The organism is Nocardia sp. PLKS1-43, from assembly GCF_059510335.1.
This window is the reverse complement of the sequence record NZ_JCAJZQ010000004.1, coordinates 209,618-225,985: the sequence shown is the minus strand read 5'-3', so window position 1 is coordinate 225,985 and position 16,368 is coordinate 209,618. Positions and strand designations below refer to the sequence as shown.

14 protein-coding genes are annotated in these 16,368 nt (G+C 67.3%); 10 read left to right on the top strand and 4 right to left on the bottom strand.

Annotated features, from left to right (window positions below):
- The first annotated feature begins 172 nt into the window (after window positions 1–172).
- The 5 genes from AC5WS7_RS16570 (at window position 173) to AC5WS7_RS16550 (ending at window position 6,210) form a co-directional block, all read left to right on the top strand.
- Window positions 173–1,567 carry a type I glutamate--ammonia ligase gene (locus AC5WS7_RS16570; protein WP_495955387.1) on the top strand — a complete coding sequence of 465 codons (1,395 nt, stop codon included), beginning with the start codon at window positions 173–175 and terminating at the stop codon, window positions 1,565–1,567.
- 39 nt (window positions 1,568–1,606) lie between these two features.
- Complete coding sequence (locus AC5WS7_RS16565; RefSeq protein WP_495955386.1) at window positions 1,607–2,413, top strand: methyltransferase domain-containing protein; 807 nt, start codon at window positions 1,607–1,609, stop codon at window positions 2,411–2,413.
- A gap of 111 nt (window positions 2,414–2,524) precedes the next feature.
- A complete protein-coding gene (locus AC5WS7_RS16560) occupies window positions 2,525–4,471 on the top strand; it encodes a glycoside hydrolase family 15 protein (protein ID WP_495955385.1) in 1,947 nt (648 codons plus the stop codon).
- Between the two features lie 201 nt (window positions 4,472–4,672).
- Entirely contained in the window at window positions 4,673–5,575 is a 903-nt protein-coding gene (locus AC5WS7_RS16555; protein WP_495955384.1) for an aminoglycoside phosphotransferase family protein, read from the top strand.
- 179 nt (window positions 5,576–5,754) lie between these two features.
- Window positions 5,755–6,210, top strand: a complete 456-nt coding sequence (locus AC5WS7_RS16550) for a pyridoxamine 5'-phosphate oxidase family protein (protein WP_495955383.1) — start codon at window positions 5,755–5,757, stop codon at window positions 6,208–6,210.
- A 22-nt stretch (window positions 6,211–6,232) separates the two neighbouring features.
- On the opposite strand, the gene AC5WS7_RS16545 is transcribed toward AC5WS7_RS16550, so the two are convergent.
- On the bottom strand, window positions 6,233–9,514 hold the full coding sequence (locus tag AC5WS7_RS16545) for a protein kinase domain-containing protein (RefSeq protein ID WP_495955382.1): 3,282 nt from the start codon (window positions 9,512–9,514) through the stop codon (window positions 6,233–6,235).
- A 249-nt stretch (window positions 9,515–9,763) separates the two neighbouring features.
- On the opposite strand from AC5WS7_RS16545, the gene AC5WS7_RS16540 reads away from it, so the two are divergent.
- From AC5WS7_RS16540 to AC5WS7_RS16530, 3 genes are all read left to right on the top strand, one after another.
- Window positions 9,764–10,426 carry a nitroreductase gene (locus AC5WS7_RS16540; RefSeq protein ID WP_495955381.1) on the top strand — a complete coding sequence of 221 codons (663 nt, stop codon included), beginning with the start codon at window positions 9,764–9,766 and terminating at the stop codon, window positions 10,424–10,426.
- 205 nt (window positions 10,427–10,631) lie between these two features.
- Window positions 10,632–10,850, top strand: a complete 219-nt coding sequence (locus tag AC5WS7_RS16535) for a hypothetical protein (RefSeq protein ID WP_495955380.1) — start codon at window positions 10,632–10,634, stop codon at window positions 10,848–10,850.
- Window positions 10,851–11,165: 315 nt separating this feature from the next.
- Window positions 11,166–12,503, top strand: a complete 1,338-nt coding sequence (locus AC5WS7_RS16530; RefSeq protein WP_495955379.1) for an MFS transporter — start codon at window positions 11,166–11,168, stop codon at window positions 12,501–12,503.
- Between the two features lie 45 nt (window positions 12,504–12,548).
- On the opposite strand, the gene AC5WS7_RS16525 is transcribed toward AC5WS7_RS16530, so the two are convergent.
- Both AC5WS7_RS16525 and AC5WS7_RS16520 read right to left on the bottom strand, forming a co-directional pair.
- Complete coding sequence (locus tag AC5WS7_RS16525) at window positions 12,549–12,953, bottom strand: hypothetical protein (protein ID WP_495955378.1); 405 nt, start codon at window positions 12,951–12,953, stop codon at window positions 12,549–12,551.
- A 119-nt stretch (window positions 12,954–13,072) separates the two neighbouring features.
- Complete coding sequence (locus AC5WS7_RS16520) at window positions 13,073–13,450, bottom strand: MerR family transcriptional regulator (protein WP_495955377.1); 378 nt, start codon at window positions 13,448–13,450, stop codon at window positions 13,073–13,075.
- A 65-nt stretch (window positions 13,451–13,515) separates the two neighbouring features.
- On the opposite strand from AC5WS7_RS16520, the gene AC5WS7_RS16515 reads away from it, so the two are divergent.
- A complete protein-coding gene (locus AC5WS7_RS16515) occupies window positions 13,516–14,391 on the top strand; it encodes a polysaccharide deacetylase family protein (protein WP_495955376.1) in 876 nt (291 codons plus the stop codon).
- 26 nt (window positions 14,392–14,417) lie between these two features.
- Window positions 14,418–15,107, top strand: coding sequence for a deoxyribonuclease V (gene nfi, locus AC5WS7_RS16510; RefSeq protein ID WP_495955375.1), 690 nt, complete (start codon window positions 14,418–14,420; stop codon window positions 15,105–15,107).
- A 43-nt stretch (window positions 15,108–15,150) separates the two neighbouring features.
- Here the strand turns inward: nfi and AC5WS7_RS16505 are convergent, their stop codons facing one another.
- A complete protein-coding gene (locus AC5WS7_RS16505; RefSeq protein ID WP_495955374.1) occupies window positions 15,151–16,365 on the bottom strand; it encodes a M50 family metallopeptidase in 1,215 nt (404 codons plus the stop codon).
- Window positions 16,366–16,368 lie beyond the last annotated feature (3 nt).

Genomic DNA, 16,368 nt, shown 5'->3' with positions numbered 1-16,368 from the left:
GCTGTTGTGTCCATGCGATGACATCGCGGGCCCGGGCTGCCCGGCGGCGCGACCGGTGAGATCCGGCCCGGAACGGGAGTGATTCGGGCGCCGTCGCGTAGTCTCGAATGCGGCAACCCGCCGGCGAGAGTGTCTGGTTGCGCCGGCTTCCCTCGAGCCTCCGGGAGTCGATGTGGAACCACTGACCGAGGAATCGCGACGTGACCGCGCGGATCGGGCGAGCGCCGTTGCCGCCACACTGAGCGCTCGGGATATCGACGTCGTAGCGGTCACCTGGGTCGACACCAGTGGCATCGTCCGGATGAAAGCCGTGCCGGTGGAACGGTTCTCGCATGCCGCGGCATGGGGCATCGGCGCCTCTCCGGTCTTCGACGCCTTCCTGGCCGACGATTCCATCCTGACCGACCACGTCGCGGGAGGTCCGACCGGCGACCTGCGGCTGCATCCCGATGTCGAGCGGGTGACCGCGTTCGCCGCCCTCCCGGGCTGGGCATGGGCGCCCGCGGACCGCTACGCGCAGAACGGCGCGCCGCATCCGCGCGATTCCCGGTTGGCACTACGCCGCCTCGTCGGCGAACTGGCCGACGACGGATACGAACTGCGCACCGCGATCGAGTTCGAATGGATGGTCTCGCGCACCGACCCGTTCGAGCCCGATACGTTCCGCCCCGCGACCTCGGGGCCCGCGTACGGCATGGCCCGTGTGAGCGAACTGGCCCCGTATCTGCGCGACGTGGTCTCGAGGTTGCGGGACAGCGGCGTCACCGTCGAGCAGATACATCCCGAATACGAGCTGAGCCAGTTCGAATTATCCATTGCCGCAAGCGATCCCGTCGACACGGCCGATACCGCCGTACTGGTGCGCGAGAGCGTCCGAGCGGTCAGCGGGCTGCACGGGCTGCGGGCCGCGTTCGGTCCGATGGTCGTGCCCGGCGGCGTCGGCAACGGCGGCCACGTTCACCTGAGTCTGTGGCGCGAGGGTGTGAACCGAATGTGCGGCGGCCCAGGCCCTTTCGGTATCGGCCGGGAGGGGGAGAACTTCGCCGCCGGGATCCTGGACCATCTGCCCGCACTGCTCGCCCTCGGCTGCCCGGCGGAGGCGAGCTATCTGCGGCTGCGGCCGAGCCACTGGGCCGGTGTCTTCCGATGCTGGGGCCTGGAGAATCGGGAGGCAGCCCTGCGCTACGTCACCGGAAGCGAGGGGGAACGCGCTCGCGCGGCCAATCTCGAGATCAAGACGTTCGACGCCGCCGCGAACCCCTACCTGGCATCCGCGGGCCTGCTGGCGGCCGGCCGCGCGGGCCTGCGGACGGGCGCGCGGCTGCCCGAACCCGTGGCCGGAGACCCGGCCCGGCTGGACCCGGACACCCGTGCCGCACGGGGTATCACGCAGTTGCCGACCACGCTCGCGGACGCGGTGGCTGCCTTCGACTCCGACGACGTGCTGTGCGCGGCCTTCGGCGACGAACTGGCCGACACCATCGGCAGCGTGCGGCGCGGCGAGATGGCACTGTTCGCCGACGCCACCCCCGAACAGATCGTCGACGCGTCCCGGTGGAGGTACTGATTCTGCGGTTCGGCCGAGCGCGCGAGCATACTGGGCGGAGTGAGCGACCAACGAGACGTTCCGTCCTTCCACATCGACCGGATCGACCATCCGGAGCAGGACCTGATCGTCCGGATACTCGACGAGCAGGCCGCTTTGCCGAGTGTGGTGCGAATGCGCGAGTGGGCGCGTGCCGCCCTGGCCCTGCGGCCCGGCGAAACGGCCCTGGACCTGGGCTCCGGTACCGGAACCGAGGTGATGGAACTGGCCGCCCTGGTGGGCGACGCCGGACGGGCCATCGGCATCGATCCGAATCCGGCGATGCTCGCCGCATCGCGCGAGCGCGCCGCGGATGTGAAGGCCGAATTCATCGAGGGATCGGCCTACGATCTGCCACTGCCGGACGCATCTGTCGACGCGGTTCGCTGTGAGCGCGTCTATCAGCACCTCGACGATCCGGCCAAGGCCACCGCCGAGATCGCGCGGGTGCTGCGACCGGGCGGACGAGTGGTGCTGATCGACAGCGACTGGTCCACCGCGATCTTCCACCCCGGCGATCCGGAGGTCATCGCCGCGTTGCAGCGCCGAATGGCGAGCAACAGTCCGAATCGCAACTCCGGCAGGCATTTGCGCGGCCAACTGGTCGCGGCGGGCCTGGTGATCGACGATGTCGGGTCCGAGGCCGTGATCTGGGAGCCGGAGTCGATACTCGCGATGTGCGCCGTGATCACCGAACGCGGTGTCGCCGACGGGTCGATCACCGCCGGCCAGCGCGACCGCGTCCTCGCCGATATCGAACGCGGCGCCAAGACCGGCGACTTTCACTTCTCGGTGACCATGTTCGCGGTGGTGGCGCACAAGCCCTGATCCGCACTCGGATACATTCGCCGCGCCGGGCCGATGGAAAGCGTGCGAGACCGGTCATACGATCGAACCAGCATCCGAGCGGACCGAGCAGGTGACGAACGGGAGCACCGCATGAACGATCATCCGGACCATACGCCGCGGGTCACGGCCTTTCCGCGCATCGACGACTACGCGTTCATCTCCGATTCCGAGGTCACCGCCCTCATCGCGCCCAACGGCGCGGTCGAGTGGATGTGCCTGCCCCGGATGGATTCGCCCAGCGTGTTCGGAGCCATTCTGGACCGGTCGGCCGGGTCGTTCCGCTTCGCTCCCGCCGACATCTCGACTCCGGCCGATCGCCGATACATCCCCGGGACAATGGTCATGGAGACGAGCTGGCGTAGCGGCGAAGGGTGGGCGACCGTCCGCGATGTCCTGCTGGTCGGCCCGTGGCGGCACCAGCAGCCCGGCCGCAGTGCGCACCGCCGCGCGCCGACCGACTACGACGCCGAACACATCCTGCTGCGCATCGTGCACTGCGAGAACGGCCAGATCCCGTTCGTTCTCGATTGTCAGCCGGCCTTCGATTACGGCCGAACTCGCGCCCGCTGGGAGTATCTGGACAGTTACCACCTCGCCGAGGCCAGTGCCGAGGGCGTCGACCTGCCGCTGCGGCTGACCACCGATCTGCGCCTCGGCATCGAGGACGGCCGCGCGCTCGCCCGCACCCTGCTCCAACGCGGTGACACCCGCTTCTGCGCGCTGTCGTGGGGAAGCCGGGCGGCTCCCGAGAACGTCGAGGAGGCCAAGGAACGGCTCGTGCGGACCGAGCATCACTGGCGGCACTGGCTGGCCGGCGGCCGCTTTCCGGACCACCCGTGGAGCGCCCAGCTCACCCGCAGCGCGCTGACCCTGAAGGGCCTGACCTTCGCGCCGACCGGCGCCATCGTCGCCGCACCCACCACGTCGCTACCGGAAACCCCTGGCGGAGAACGCAATTGGGACTACCGGTACATGTGGATCCGGGACTCGGCCTTCGCGCTGTGGGGCCTGTACACCCTGGGCTTCAACTGGGAGGCCAACGACTACTTCTCGCACATCATCAACCTGGCCGAGGGCGCCGAGGACATGCAGATCGTCTACGGCATCGGCGGCGAGACCGACCTGCGCGAGCAGACGCTGGACCACCTTCGCGGGTACGAGAACGCCGCCCCGGTGCGGATCGGCAACGACGCCTATCGCCAACGCCAGCACGACGTCTGGGGCACGGCGCTGGACGCGGTCTACCTCTACGCGCGTCATCAGGACCAGATCGACGCCCGCACCTGGCCGCTGCTGCGGTGGGCGGTCAAAAGTGCGCTGTCGGTATGGTCCGAACCCGATCAGGGCATATGGGAGGTGCGCGGAAAGCCGCAACACTTCACCTCCAGCAAGGTCATGTGCTGGGTCGCCGCCGACCGCGGCGCGCGCCTGGCCCGGATTCATCAGGATTTCCAACGCGCCGCCCGCTGGCAACAGGCGGCGGCGGACATCCATGCCGACATCTGCGCCAATGCGGTCGACTCGCGCGGCGTGTTCACCCAGTACTACGGCGGCACCGCGCTCGACGCCTCGACCCTGCTCATCCCGCTGGTTCGTTTCCTGCCACCCGACGACGAACGGGTGCGCAAGACCGTGCTCGCCATCGCCGACGAACTCACCAGCGACGGACTCGTGCTGCGCTACCGCGTCGACGAAACCGACGACGGATGTGCCGGGGAGGAAGGCACTTTCACGATCTGCTCGTTCTGGCTGGTGTCCGCGTTGTCGGAAATCGGCGAGAAGCACCGGGCCAAGCAGTTGTGCGAAAGACTGCTCGGCTATGCCAGCCCGCTGGGCCTCTACGCCGAGGAGATCGCCCCGCGAACCGGCCGGCACTGGGGCAACTATCCGCAGGCGTTCACTCACCTCGCCCTGATCAATGCCGTCATGCACGTGGTCAGGGACGAACAGATCGAACTACGCAGCGCGCTCGGCGGTGAATCCATCGCGCCTCGCCTCGACGATGCCGCGCTCATCGGCGGATACATCCACATCTGAGGACGCGATGCCGGGCGTGCTGATGCGCGCTCGCGCCCGAGAACCGTTCGGGCGGTGGATGTCTCACCGGTGAGCCGACATCCGCATCGTCGGGAATCGCCCACGACATCCGGATGCGCTGTGGGGCAGGCGATCCGAACCGACCGATACGCGGGTAGCCGACGGTGCGAGTAGCCGGCACGAAAGACGTAGGGTCGTCTCATGATCGAGGTCCCGGAGGCATTCGTCCGGATCAAGTCGGCGAACGAAGGCGAACGCGGGCGGGCGTGGGTCGCGGCCCTGCCGGGCTTGGTGGACGTGCTGCTGGAGCGTTGGTCGTGCACGCCCTCGGGCCCGGTGATGTACGGCCAGGTCGGGATCGTGGTTCCGGTGCGGTGTGCGAACCGCGCGCCCGCGGTGGTCAAGGTGTCGTTTCCGCATCCGGGCAACGTCCACGACCCGGATGCGTACGCGACCTGGGACGGGAACGGTGCCGTGCGAATGCTCGCGCGTGACGACGACAACTTCGCCATGCTGCTGGAACTGGCGTCGCAGCGCACCCTTGCCGACGTCACCGACCATGAGCAGGCCCTCACGATCCAGGGCAGGCTGTCACGCCGCTTGGCCGTTCCTGCCCCACCGCAGCTACCCCGGCTGTCCGAGCGGATCGACCACTGGGAAAACCAAATCGTCACCACCGCAGCGGCTTTCGGTAATCCGCTGCCGGGCGAGGTGCTCGAGGCCGCCGTTGCCACATTGCGCGAGCTGGGGCCCGGCCAACCCGATTCGCTGGTCCACGGCGACCTGCACGATGCCAACATCCTGGCGTCCGATCGCGAACCCTGGCTGGCCATCGACCCCAAGACCTGGGTCGGCGACCCGGCCCACGAAGCCCTCAACGTGATTCGCAGCCCCCGCTTCGCCGAGGTCCTCTACTCCGCGAACATGCGGCCGCTCGTGCTGCACTACCTCGACATCTATTGCGACGCAGCCGAACTCGGCACCGATCGAGTGCGCCGCTGGACTCAGCTCGGCGCGGTGCGGGAAGCGATGTGGGGACGGCGCCACGGCGACCCCGATCAGCTCGTCCACGCCACCGACCAACTCGCCCGGGCCCTCACCTGAACATGCGAACGTGCTGCCGTGGCTGGCCGGCAGGTACACCACCGCCCGCGGCGCAACCAGCTCGTATTCGCCGACCACCGCGCCGACCGCGGGCCGAGACGATCGGCGAGAACTGGCCGAGCGCGGCTGAGCGCCGTTCGTTCCCGTTCGATGTCGGTGCCCGATGGCACCATTGGCCCGTGACTACTTGGCATCAGTTCGAGGACGAGGCCCCGGAGCTCGCGGCGCAGGTGAAGCGCCGATTCGAAGCACATGAGACGCACGTGCTGGCCACGCTGCGGCGCGACGGCAGTCCGCGAGTCAGCGGTTCGGAGGTGGACTTCCGCGGCCCCGATCTGACCTTCGGTTCGATGCTCGGCGCGATGAAAGCCCGTGACCTGCAACGTGATGGCCGGTGCGCGGTCCACGCGCACCCGTCCGACGGCGACGCCAAGGTAGCGGGTGTGGCTGTCGAGGTCACCGACGCCGCCGGCAAGGCAGCGCTGACGACCGGAAGCGAACCGCCGGGCGACTTCCATGCCTTCCGGCTCGATCTCACCGAAGCGGTGCTCGTAACGGTCGATCAGGAGGAGCAACTACTGATCGTGCAGCTCTGGCGGCCAGGACGCGGAGTCACCGTGACCCGCAGGCACTGAGCCATGACCGGCGCGCGGCGCGTCACGTGCTCTGGCTGCCCGGATCGCCGATCACCCAGGCGGCGATCTGCACCCGGGAGCTGAATCCGAGCTTGGTGAGGATGTGTTCGACGTGCCCCTGCGCTGTGCGTTGGGATATCACGAGTTTCGCGGCGATCTGCTTGTTGCTCAGGCCCTGCGCGACCAGATCGGCGACTTGTCGCTCACGATTGGTCAAGACCTCGGCGGGCCCGGTGACCGTGGTGGCGCTGCCCTTTCCGAACGCGAAGGTGAGTGCGGCATCCATGCTCATCGACTGGCCACGCCGAAACGCGGTGGTGAATTTCTGGTTGCCGAGCGCTCGGCGTGCTGTCTGCTCACATTCTCTGTGCAACGGCGACATATCCGGAGAGATGCTCGTGGCGCTGCTGGCGGCCGGCCAGATGGTGTCGGTGGCGCCCATCAAAACCGTGGCCCGTTCGGCATCGACATCCGCGACGATCCATGCCAGGGACTGAAGTATGAATGACGCGGTGACCGGGCTGTTGAACTCGCTGTTGAGACGCAGCGCGGTCTGGATCAGCTGCTGTGCGCGGTCTCGGTCGCCCCGCTGCCACGCGGCGACGGCCATTCCCCGTAGAGCCGCACAGCGATAGGCCAGCTCGCCGGACGCCTCGGTGAGAGCCAGTAACTGCCGGCAGTATTCATCTGCCCGCTCCCGGTCACCGTTCCCCTCGCAAGCCCACCCGAGATAAGTCAGGGCGCTGATATACAGACCAGTTTCCTGCTGCGCACTCATTCTCTGCACGGCGCTCTCGAGACTGGACCGCGCGCGGGCGGTGTCGCCGCTCAGAAGAGCGCATGTACCGGTGGCATGATCCACGTAGGCTTGGACGACGGGGCTGTGATCCCGCTCCGCGAGCGACCGAATTCTCGCCAGAGATGTTTCAGCGGTACGCAAGTCACCATGTGCGGCGGCAAGTTGAATGTCGACCCACAGCGCATGAACGCAGTCGGGTATCGACCCGTCGTCGCAGCGGGCGAGCGCGCGCTCGATCCAGGACCGGCCTTCGCCGTAGAGGCCACCGAAGAACCAGAACCCGTGCAGTGCAGCAGCGGTCTGCACAGCCGCGTGGCCCGCTTCGGCGCTCTCGTCGCCCATCAGGGAATCGAGTGCCTCGCGCAGGTTCGGTTTCTCTCGATCGAGCCGGGCGAACCAATACGGCTGCCGGTGGCTGAGCCACTCGGCTTCGGCCGTCAGCACCAACTGCCTGTACCACTTCCGGTGCCGGTGTCGCAGTTCCTCGTATTCGCCCGATTCCCGCAACTTCTGCCGCCCGTATTCACGGAGCGTTTCGAGCATCCGGAAACGTACGACGGTATCGGCGTCTTCGCGGACCAGAATGGATTTGTCCACCAGGGAGGACAGCACGTCGAGCACGCTCTCCGGTGTCACCGCCAGCCCGGCCACCTGCGCGGCGGCGTCGAACTCGAAGGTGCCGGCGAAGATCGTCAAACGCGCCCACAGCTGTCGCTCGGCCGCCGTACACAGGTCGTAACTCCAGTCGATACACGACCGCAACGCTTGCTGCCGCGTCGGCGCGGTCCGGCTGCCGTGGGTCAGCAACGAGTCGCTGTTGTCCAGATTCTCCAGGATCTGCACCGGCGACATCGAACGGAGCCGGGCCGCCGCGAGCTCGATCGCGAGAGGCAGGCCGTCGAGCCGGGCACAGATCTGCGCTATGGCCGATCGATTCTTCTCATCGAGCCGGAATCCGGGTACGGCTGCGACGGCACGATCGGTGAACAGCGTCACCGCGTCGAAACGGGGCATCCGCTGCAGACTGGGTTCGTGATCCTGGTCCGGAATCGTCAACGGCGGCACCCGGACCACCGATTCTCCGGAGATATTGAGCGCCTCCCGGCTGGTGGCGAGGATTCGCAGCTCCGGACAACTGCGCAGCATCGTGTCGGCCAGTTTCGCCGCCGCATCCACGAGGTGCTCGCAATTATCCAGAATCAGCAGCATGTCCCGCGAGGCCGAGAAATGGATCACCACCTCGAGCAGTGATGCGCCCGGCACATCTCGCAGGCCGAGAACGGCCGCGACCGCGTCGACCACGAGTGCGGGATCGGCGACGTCGGCGAGTTCGACGAGCCACGTGCCATCGGCGAAGTCGCGTTGCTGGGCCGACGCGGCGCGCAGCGCCAAACGTGTCTTCCCGACACCGCCGATACCGGTCAGCGTCACCAGCCTGGAGGTGGTCAGCATGTTCTTGAGGTCGGCCAATTCGCTGCGGCGGTTGATGAAGCTGGTCAGTTCCGACGGCAGATTGCCGCTCCCCCGGCCGCTGCCCGGCTCTCCTATGGCCGCCAGGTGCTGTGGCGGGATCGGGACCTTCGGATCGTGCGCTGTCCGGCCCGCCTCGGCGGGCAGCGCCATATCGTCCACCGGAAATCCGTGCTGCCGCTGGATCCGGCGCAGCGAGCTGCCGAAGGCGGTGGCGGTCGGCCGGGCGCTCGGATCGCGGCTCATCGCCGCCCCCACCAGTGCCACCACATCCTCGGGCAGGCCGCTGATGTGCAAACGCGGTACCGGCTCGGTGGTGATCCGCAGGAATTGCGTGATCACGTTCTCCCCCTCGCGGCGCTCGTACGGCGCGTGGCCGGTGAGGGCGCTGAACAGCGTGGCGCCGAGTCCGTACACATCCGAGGCGGGGCCCGGTGTGTCACCTTCGAGAACCTCCGGGGCGGTATATGCCGGCGATCCCGTCAGCGTGCCCTCGGAGGTGCGGAAACCATCGATGATGTGCGCTATCCCGAAGTCCGTCAGCGCCGGTTCGCCGTATTCGGTGAGCAGAATATTTCCCGGCTTCACATCGCGGTGCACGATGCCGAGACGGTGTGCGGTCTCGAGCGCTCCGGCGATCTTCACCCCCACCACCAGCGTCCGTTCCAGAGAAAGCGGTCCGTGTTTGCGGATCCACACATCCAAGGAATCGGCCGAGTGGAACGGCATCACCAGATAGGGGCGCCCGTCGGCGATGGAGCCGACCTCGAGGACGGTGACGATGTTCGGATGCCCGGTCAACCGGCCCATTGCCCGTTGTTCGCGCAAGAAGCGCGCCTTGCTGTCGGCATCCAGGTCGCCGCTCGACACCTTCACCGCGACGGTCCTGTCCAGCGCCGGTTGCCAACACCGGTACACCACGCCGAAACCACCGCGGCCGATCTCCACCGCGTCCTCGAAACCCGCAGCTTCCAGCTCCGCCGCGAGAGGTGTGAGAACCTCACGACGCGTCTGAAGCGGTTCGTCGTCACTCATCGGCCATTTGGGCATCCAGCGGGTCGGCGGGCACCGGGCATCCTTTGCTCATCATTCGCCGAGCCCAGTTTATCGCCTGAAATCGCATCCCAGCGCGGGTGGCGGAATCACGTGCGCACGAGCGCGCATCGGGCGGCCGCACACACCTCGAGGTAGCCGGGCACGCAGCTGCCGCCGACGGCTCGCCTCGGTCGAAAACCTCTGTTACTCAAGGGATCATGCGAGCCGACGGGTACGTACGATGGCCGGGTGGACGTCTACCGCGCGGTGCAGACCAGACAATCGATTCGTGCCTTCACCGCGGAGCCGGTGGATCGAGCGGTCCTGCAACGGGTGCTCGGCGTGGCCGCCCGCACACCTTCCGGGGGCAATATGCAGCCCTGGCACATTTACGTGCTGGGCGGTGATCGGCTGGCGGAGTTGAAGAAACGAATCGGCGAGCGGATCGCGGCGGGCGATTCCGGGGACGAACCGGAATTCGCGGTTCACCCGCCCGATCTGGGCTCGCCGTATCGCGAACGCATGGCCGATATGGGCGCGCGCCGCTACGGCGCGATCGGCATCGACCGCGACGACGCCGCCGGGCGAGCCCGCGCCAGGGCCGAGAACTGGAACTGCTTCGGCGCGTCCACCGCGCTGTTCTGCTACCTGGACCGAGACATGCCCGCACCGCAGTGGGCCGATGCGGGCATGTACCTGCAAACGGTGATGCTGCTCCTGCGCCAGGAGGGCCTGCACAGCTGCGCCCAGATCTCCTGGTCCGAATACCACCGCACCGTGGCCGAGACGATCGCGCCCCCGCCCGAGCGAATCCTGTTCTGCGGCATGTCCATCGGCCATCCCGACCCCGAGGCCCCGCACCCGTACAGCGTCCGGGCCCCGCTGTCGGAAACCGTGACGTTCCTCGACTGAGCGCCGGCGATTCGCGGGCCGCGACCAGGTACCGTGCGGGCCTACGGAAACGTTGCGACACATCGAAAATCATGTCGGCGCGCGAAGCTCGCTGCCCCGAGGGCGATTGCGCCCCGAGCAGCCGCGCCAGCTACGTGCGATTCGCCGAAGACCGCGCTGGAAATCTCGCCGGACCAGCACCGGGTGGGTGAACTACCATGACCGCATGGCCGCCCCAGAGGCGAAGCGACCCGAACTCCCGGAGTACATGACCTGGGAAGAACTGTCGGCGCTTCCGGATGAGATCGCCGAGCACATCGAACTCTGGGAGGGGCGCGTGGTGTGGTTGCGACGCGGCCCGCGCGAGCCGGAATTCCGTGGTATTGGGAAGTCACTCTCGCCACCCAACGCAGCGAGATCGCGCATATTCATGCCTTCACACTGATCCCCGAAGTGAAGCCCGCGGACCCCGGCATCACGGTGCTGCACCGCGAACTACGTCCTGGCCGGAGCCTGGTCTCCGGGCGACGCCGGCGCAGTGCGCATCGATCATCCGTTCCCGATCAGTATTCCCTGGTCCGAGCTGGTCTTCTGAGCGGACGCCGCACTGCGTGCCGGCAACAGCAGGTGTGCCGGGGGCCCGAACCGGTTCTGCGATAACGACTCCGGCTGGAATCTCGGTGAGCAGAACCCTTCTCGGCGTTCCCGGCTGCCCCTAGCCTGGCTGGTCGAGTCGACGCTGGAAAGAAGAGGATCGCCCATGTCGTTGCTGGAATCCGCGTCGGTGAACGAGCGCGCAACCGAGGATGACCGACACCTGACGGTCGCCGATACGCGCACCGCGATCGCGGCGAGCCTGATCGGGACCACCGTCGAATGGTACGACTTCTTTCTCTATTCCACCGCCGCCGGAATCGTTTTCGGCAAACTGTTCTTTCCGCATTCGAGCAGTTTCGTCGGGACGATGTTGTCGTTCGCGACATTCGCGGTCGGATTCGTGATGCGGCCCGTCGGCGGGTTGGTGTTCGGGCATATCGGCGATCGGATCGGGCGTAAAGGGACACTCGCGCTGACGATGGCGCTCATGGGCGGGTCCACCGCGCTGATGGGGGTGTTGCCCACCGCGAGCGCGATCGGGATCGCCGCGCCGATTCTGTTGCTGCTCTTGCGAATTCTGCAGGGATTCGCGCTCGGCGGCGAGTGGGCCGGTGCGGTGCTGTTGGCGGTGGAATACAGTCCGCGCCGCAAGGTCGGGATCTTCGGCAGTTATCCGCAGGTCGGGCTGGCGCTGGGGCTCGCACTGGGCACCGGGGTGTTCGCGCTGCTGCGCTCGACGCTGAGCGAGCCGGCGTTCCTGAGCTACGGGTGGCGAATCGCGTTCGGCGCGAGCGTGGTGCTGGTCGCGATCGGTCTGATCGTGCGGCTGCGGATCGACGAGACGCCCGCGTTCCGGGAGATCGATCGGCTCAACCGGATCTCCAAAGTGCCTGTGCTGGAACTGTTTCGCAACGTGCGCACGCGGCGCAACACCGTCCTCGGGCTGCTCTCGCGGTGGGGTGAGGGCGCGGCCTTCAATACCTGGGGCGTGTTCGCGATCACCTTCGCTACCGGCCATCTGGGGCTGCGACAGGTTCCGGTGCTGGTCTCGGTGACCATCGCGGCGCTGGTGATGGCCGCGCTGATCCCGGTCTCGGGGCTGCTCGCCGACCGATTCGGTCCACGCCGGGTCTATATCGCCGGCATCGCCGCATACGGGCTGCTGGTGTACCCGGTGTTCGCGGTGTTCCAGACGCGCAACATCGTGCTGTTCGCGCTCGCGATCATCGTGGTTTTCGGCGGCGCGCACGCGCTGTTCTACGGCGCGCAGGGCACCCTCTACGCGGGCCTGTACCCGCCGCAGGTGCGGTACACCGGACTGTCGTTCGTCTATCAGGTCTCGGGCATCTACGCCTCGGGCATCACGCCCATGATCGTCACCGCACTCATCGCGGCCACATCGGGTTCCCCCTGGCTGGCCTGCGGATATCTCGCGGCGACCGCGGTGATCAGCGTCGTGGCGACCCGGTTCATCGATGAGGACGACCGGCTCACCGCCTGAGCATCCGGCCCGCGGGAACCGGTCCCGGGGCCGGATGCGGGGGCATCACCCGAGGGTGGCCACCTTGGCCGTCCCCTTCACGACGGTGTCGTCGCGGGTCACCAGCGCGGCGCGGACCTGTACGCGCTGGCCTCTGGCCATCGGCGTCCCCTGCAGCACCACCACGGCCGAGTGCTGAGCGCCGTCACAGGTGAACGCGGTCTGCGTGCCGGTCGCCGACGGGTGGTCGGCATCCGGCGCACCCGCCATCACCTTGACCGCGGTCACTCCGGCAGAGGGATCGCAGCTGTAGTTCACCATGACATTGGTGGGCCCGATGCCCGTGACATCGATACCGTTGGCCGCGAACGCGGTCCCCGCGGCCAATGCCACGGCAGCACCCACCCCGGCGGCGACGGTGGTCAACCGGGCGGTGTGCCGGAACGTGCCGAAAATCGCCATAGTCGTCATTCCTCCTGTGTAGCGGACATGGATCGCTGGACACACTCAGAACGCATCGCGACGCTGGCTGCGCGCCGCAGGACCATGGTCCCCCACCCCGTCCCGGCCCCGCTACCCGCCCCGGCCGATCAACTCGCGGCAGGACGCATACAGCCGCGCAGGGAGTCGATGTAGGCGGACATGGCGTCGCGATTGCGGGTGAGCAGATCGACTCGGTCGGTCAGGCGGTCGCGCTGATCTTCCAGTACGGCGATGATCTCCGGTGTGGCGTCGGCGAAGTGGATGTCACTCGGGTCTCGCAGGCACGGCAAAATCTGTTTGATGATTCGCGTCGGCAGGCCCGCCTCCAGCAATCCCCGGATGTGCACCACTTGATCGACGAGCCGCTCGTCGTAATCGCGGTAGCCGTTGGCCGCGCGCTCGACGCGAATGAGGCCCTGCTCCTCGTAATAACGCAGCAGGCGGGGCGAGGTCCGCGTGCGCTCCGCCAACTCCCCGATCCGCATATGCCGCTCCTCACAAGAACTTCCGATTGACTCTCACATATGTGTGAGGGTTCGAGCATAGCGATATGAGCACAGACATCACCCTCTTCGACTACAGCCCGATCGTCGATCGCGCGCCGATCCACTGGCCCGGCGGCAAGCGTGTGGCCTTCTACGTCGGGCTCAATATCGAGCACTTCTACGTCGATCTGCCCGGTACCGCGACCTATCCGGGCACCACCGCGCTGACGCCGGACTCGCTCAACTACGGCTGGCGGGACTACGGCCCGCGCGTGGGCATCTGGCGACTGATCGACACGTTGGACAAGTACGGCATCCGGGCCAGTGCACTGCTGAATTCCGATGTGGGGCAAAGGTATCCGCAGATCATTCGCGCGGGCGTGGAGCGCGGGTGGGCGTGGCTGGCGCACGGCAGCAGCAACAGTCACATGCACAGCGGGCTGTCCGTCGAACAGGAGCGAATCGCCTTGCGCGATATCGTCACAACCATCGAGCGCAGCACCGGGCAGCGGCCGCGCGGCTGGATGGGGCCCGGCCTCACCGAAACCTTCGACACGCCACGGCTGCTGGCCGAGCTGGGCGTTGATTACGTCCTGGACTGGACCAACGACGACCAGCCCTATCCGCTGAACGTCCCGGGGATGCTGAGCGTCCCGTATTCGGTGGAGCTCAACGACATCGGGATCTTCGTGAGCAAGGGACTCACCGGGCCCGATTTCGTCCGGATGGTCGTCGATCAACTCGACCAGCTCTACGAGGATTCCGCCGACAGCGGCCGCGTGCTGCCCTTGGCGCTGCATCCGTTCGTCACCGGCCAGGCGTTCCGCCGCCACTATCTGGACGAGGCTCTGGAGTACGTCACCAATCATCCGGGCGTCTGGGTCACGACCAGCGACGAGATCGCCGCGCACTATCGCAGGACAGCCCTGAACAGGCAATAGCCGGCACGAACCGGTAGTTTGAGCCGATGCGGATGGCGATGACGGCGGAACTTCCGGATGACCCGGAAGCGGCTGCGGCGCTGCAGGATCGGCTCCGCGGACAGGTGGACCCGACCGATCCGGCCGCGCCGCGGTTCGAGACCGTGGCCGGACTGGATTCGGCCTACGACGAGCAGGGCAATGTCGTCGCAGTCGTGGTCGTGCTGGACGCCGCGACGCTCGAGCCGGTCGATCGGGCGACCGCGCGGGGAACAACCCAATTCCCGTACATCCCAGGATTACTCGCGTTCCGAGAGCTGCCGACCATCCTCACCGCACTCGAAAAGCTGGAGACGACACCGGATCTGATGGTGTGCGACGGACAGGGCCTGGCGCACCCACGCCGCTTCGGCCTGGCCTGCCATCTGGGCCTGCTGACCGGCCTGCCCACGATGGGCGTCGCGAAGTCGTTGTGGGGCAACGCTTCCGAGCCCGGGCCCGAACGCGGCGCGATGAGCGACATCCTCCTGGACGACGAGGTCGTCGGCCGGGCCGTGCGCACCCGGCCCAGGGTCAAACCCGTCTTCGTCTCGGTCGGGCATCGCATTGCACTCGATACCGCCTGCGCGACCACCCTGGCTCTGGCCCCGCGCTACCGCCAGCCAGAGACCACGCGCCGGGCCGACCAGCTGTGCCGCACCCTGCTGCGCGAGCAGAGCCGAGCCGTGCCCCGATAGCTCGCGCACCGGGCCGCGCCGCATGCCCGATCGGAGCCCGATCTCAGAACAGTTTGATCGGGTTCACGATGTCCGCGGCCAGCACCAGGATCATGTACGCCCCGCCGATGACGACGACCACGTACGTGGCCGGTAGCAGCTTCATGTAGTCGACCGGGCCGCCCGCCTCCAGACCGCGCCGCCCGCGCAGCAGGTTACGGACCTTCTCGTAGAGCACCACCGCGATGTGCCCGCCGTCCAGCGGCAGCAGCGGCAGGATGTTGAACGCGCCCAGGAAGAAGTTCAGGCTCGCCAGCACGAGGATGAACACGTTCCACAGGCCGTGCTCAACGGTCTCGCCGCCGATCTTGCTGGCCCCGTACACGCTGACCGGGGTGTTCGGGTCGCGCACGCCGCCGGTGACCGCGTGCCACAGGTTCACGACCTTGGTCGGCATCTGTGCCAGCGATTCGAACGTCTTGCCGAACATATCGCCGGTGAACCCGATCGAGGCGGGGATGGCCGTGAGGACGTTGTAGTGCGAGGTGTCGTAATAATCCTGCAGGACGCCGATCTTGCTGGCCTCCACCGGCGTGGCGGCAGGCTTGTTCGTCTTCGGATCGATCGGGTAGCTCTTCACCCGCACGGGGTCGACCGTGATCTGCAAGGTCTTGCCGTCCCGCTCGACGGTATAGACGATCGGTCCGGTGCGGTCCTTGGTTTCCGCCGCGATCTGTTCGATGTTCTGCACCGGCGTACCGCCCACCGCGACGATCTTGTCGCCGCGGCGCATACCCGCCAGCTGGGCCGGGCCCGCACCGCTGCACTTCTGATGGGTGCCGTCGGCGTTGTCCGCGCCCACGCAGGCCACCGCGATCTGGTTGGCCGGCGGCGAATCCAGGCGCGGCAGACCCCAGCCGACCGCCAGGATGACGATCAGGATGAAGCCGAGCAGGAAGTTCATCAGGATGCCGCCGACCATCACCACCAGGCGCTTCCAGGTCTTCTGGCGGTACATCGCGCGATCCAGGTCCGCCGGATCGATCTCGTCCAGCGCGGTCATCCCGGCGATATCGCAGAAGCCGCCCAGCGGCAGGGCCTTGAGCCCGTACTCGGTCTCACCGCGGCGGAAGGAGAACACCTTCGGGCCGAATCCGATGAAATAGCGGCGCACTTTCATGCCGGTGGCCTGGGCGGCCCACATATGCCCGCATTCGTGCAGCGCCACCGACGCCGTGATACCGAGGGCGAACAGCACGAACCCGATCGCGAACCCCATGCG

What these genes read in the sequence shown, in the direction of transcription:
- AC5WS7_RS16560 (WP_495955385.1), top strand. Translation starts at nt 2,525, where the DNA reads ATGAACGATCATCCGGACCATACGCCGCGGGTCACGGCCTTTCCGCGC.
- AC5WS7_RS16555 (WP_495955384.1), top strand. Translation starts at nt 4,673, where the DNA reads ATGATCGAGGTCCCGGAGGCATTCGTCCGGATCAAGTCGGCGAACGAA.
- AC5WS7_RS16545 (WP_495955382.1), bottom strand. Translation starts at nt 9,514, where the DNA reads ATGAGTGACGACGAACCGCTTCAGACGCGTCGTGAGGTTCTCACACCT.
- AC5WS7_RS16535 (WP_495955380.1), top strand. Translation starts at nt 10,632, where the DNA reads ATGGCCGCCCCAGAGGCGAAGCGACCCGAACTCCCGGAGTACATGACC.
- AC5WS7_RS16530 (WP_495955379.1), top strand. Translation starts at nt 11,166, where the DNA reads ATGTCGTTGCTGGAATCCGCGTCGGTGAACGAGCGCGCAACCGAGGAT.
- AC5WS7_RS16525 (WP_495955378.1), bottom strand. Translation starts at nt 12,953, where the DNA reads ATGACGACTATGGCGATTTTCGGCACGTTCCGGCACACCGCCCGGTTG.
- AC5WS7_RS16520 (WP_495955377.1), bottom strand. Translation starts at nt 13,450, where the DNA reads ATGCGGATCGGGGAGTTGGCGGAGCGCACGCGGACCTCGCCCCGCCTG.
- AC5WS7_RS16515 (WP_495955376.1), top strand. Translation starts at nt 13,516, where the DNA reads ATGAGCACAGACATCACCCTCTTCGACTACAGCCCGATCGTCGATCGC.
- nfi (WP_495955375.1), top strand. Translation starts at nt 14,418, where the DNA reads ATGCGGATGGCGATGACGGCGGAACTTCCGGATGACCCGGAAGCGGCT.
- AC5WS7_RS16505 (WP_495955374.1), bottom strand. Translation starts at nt 16,365, where the DNA reads ATGGGGTTCGCGATCGGGTTCGTGCTGTTCGCCCTCGGTATCACGGCG.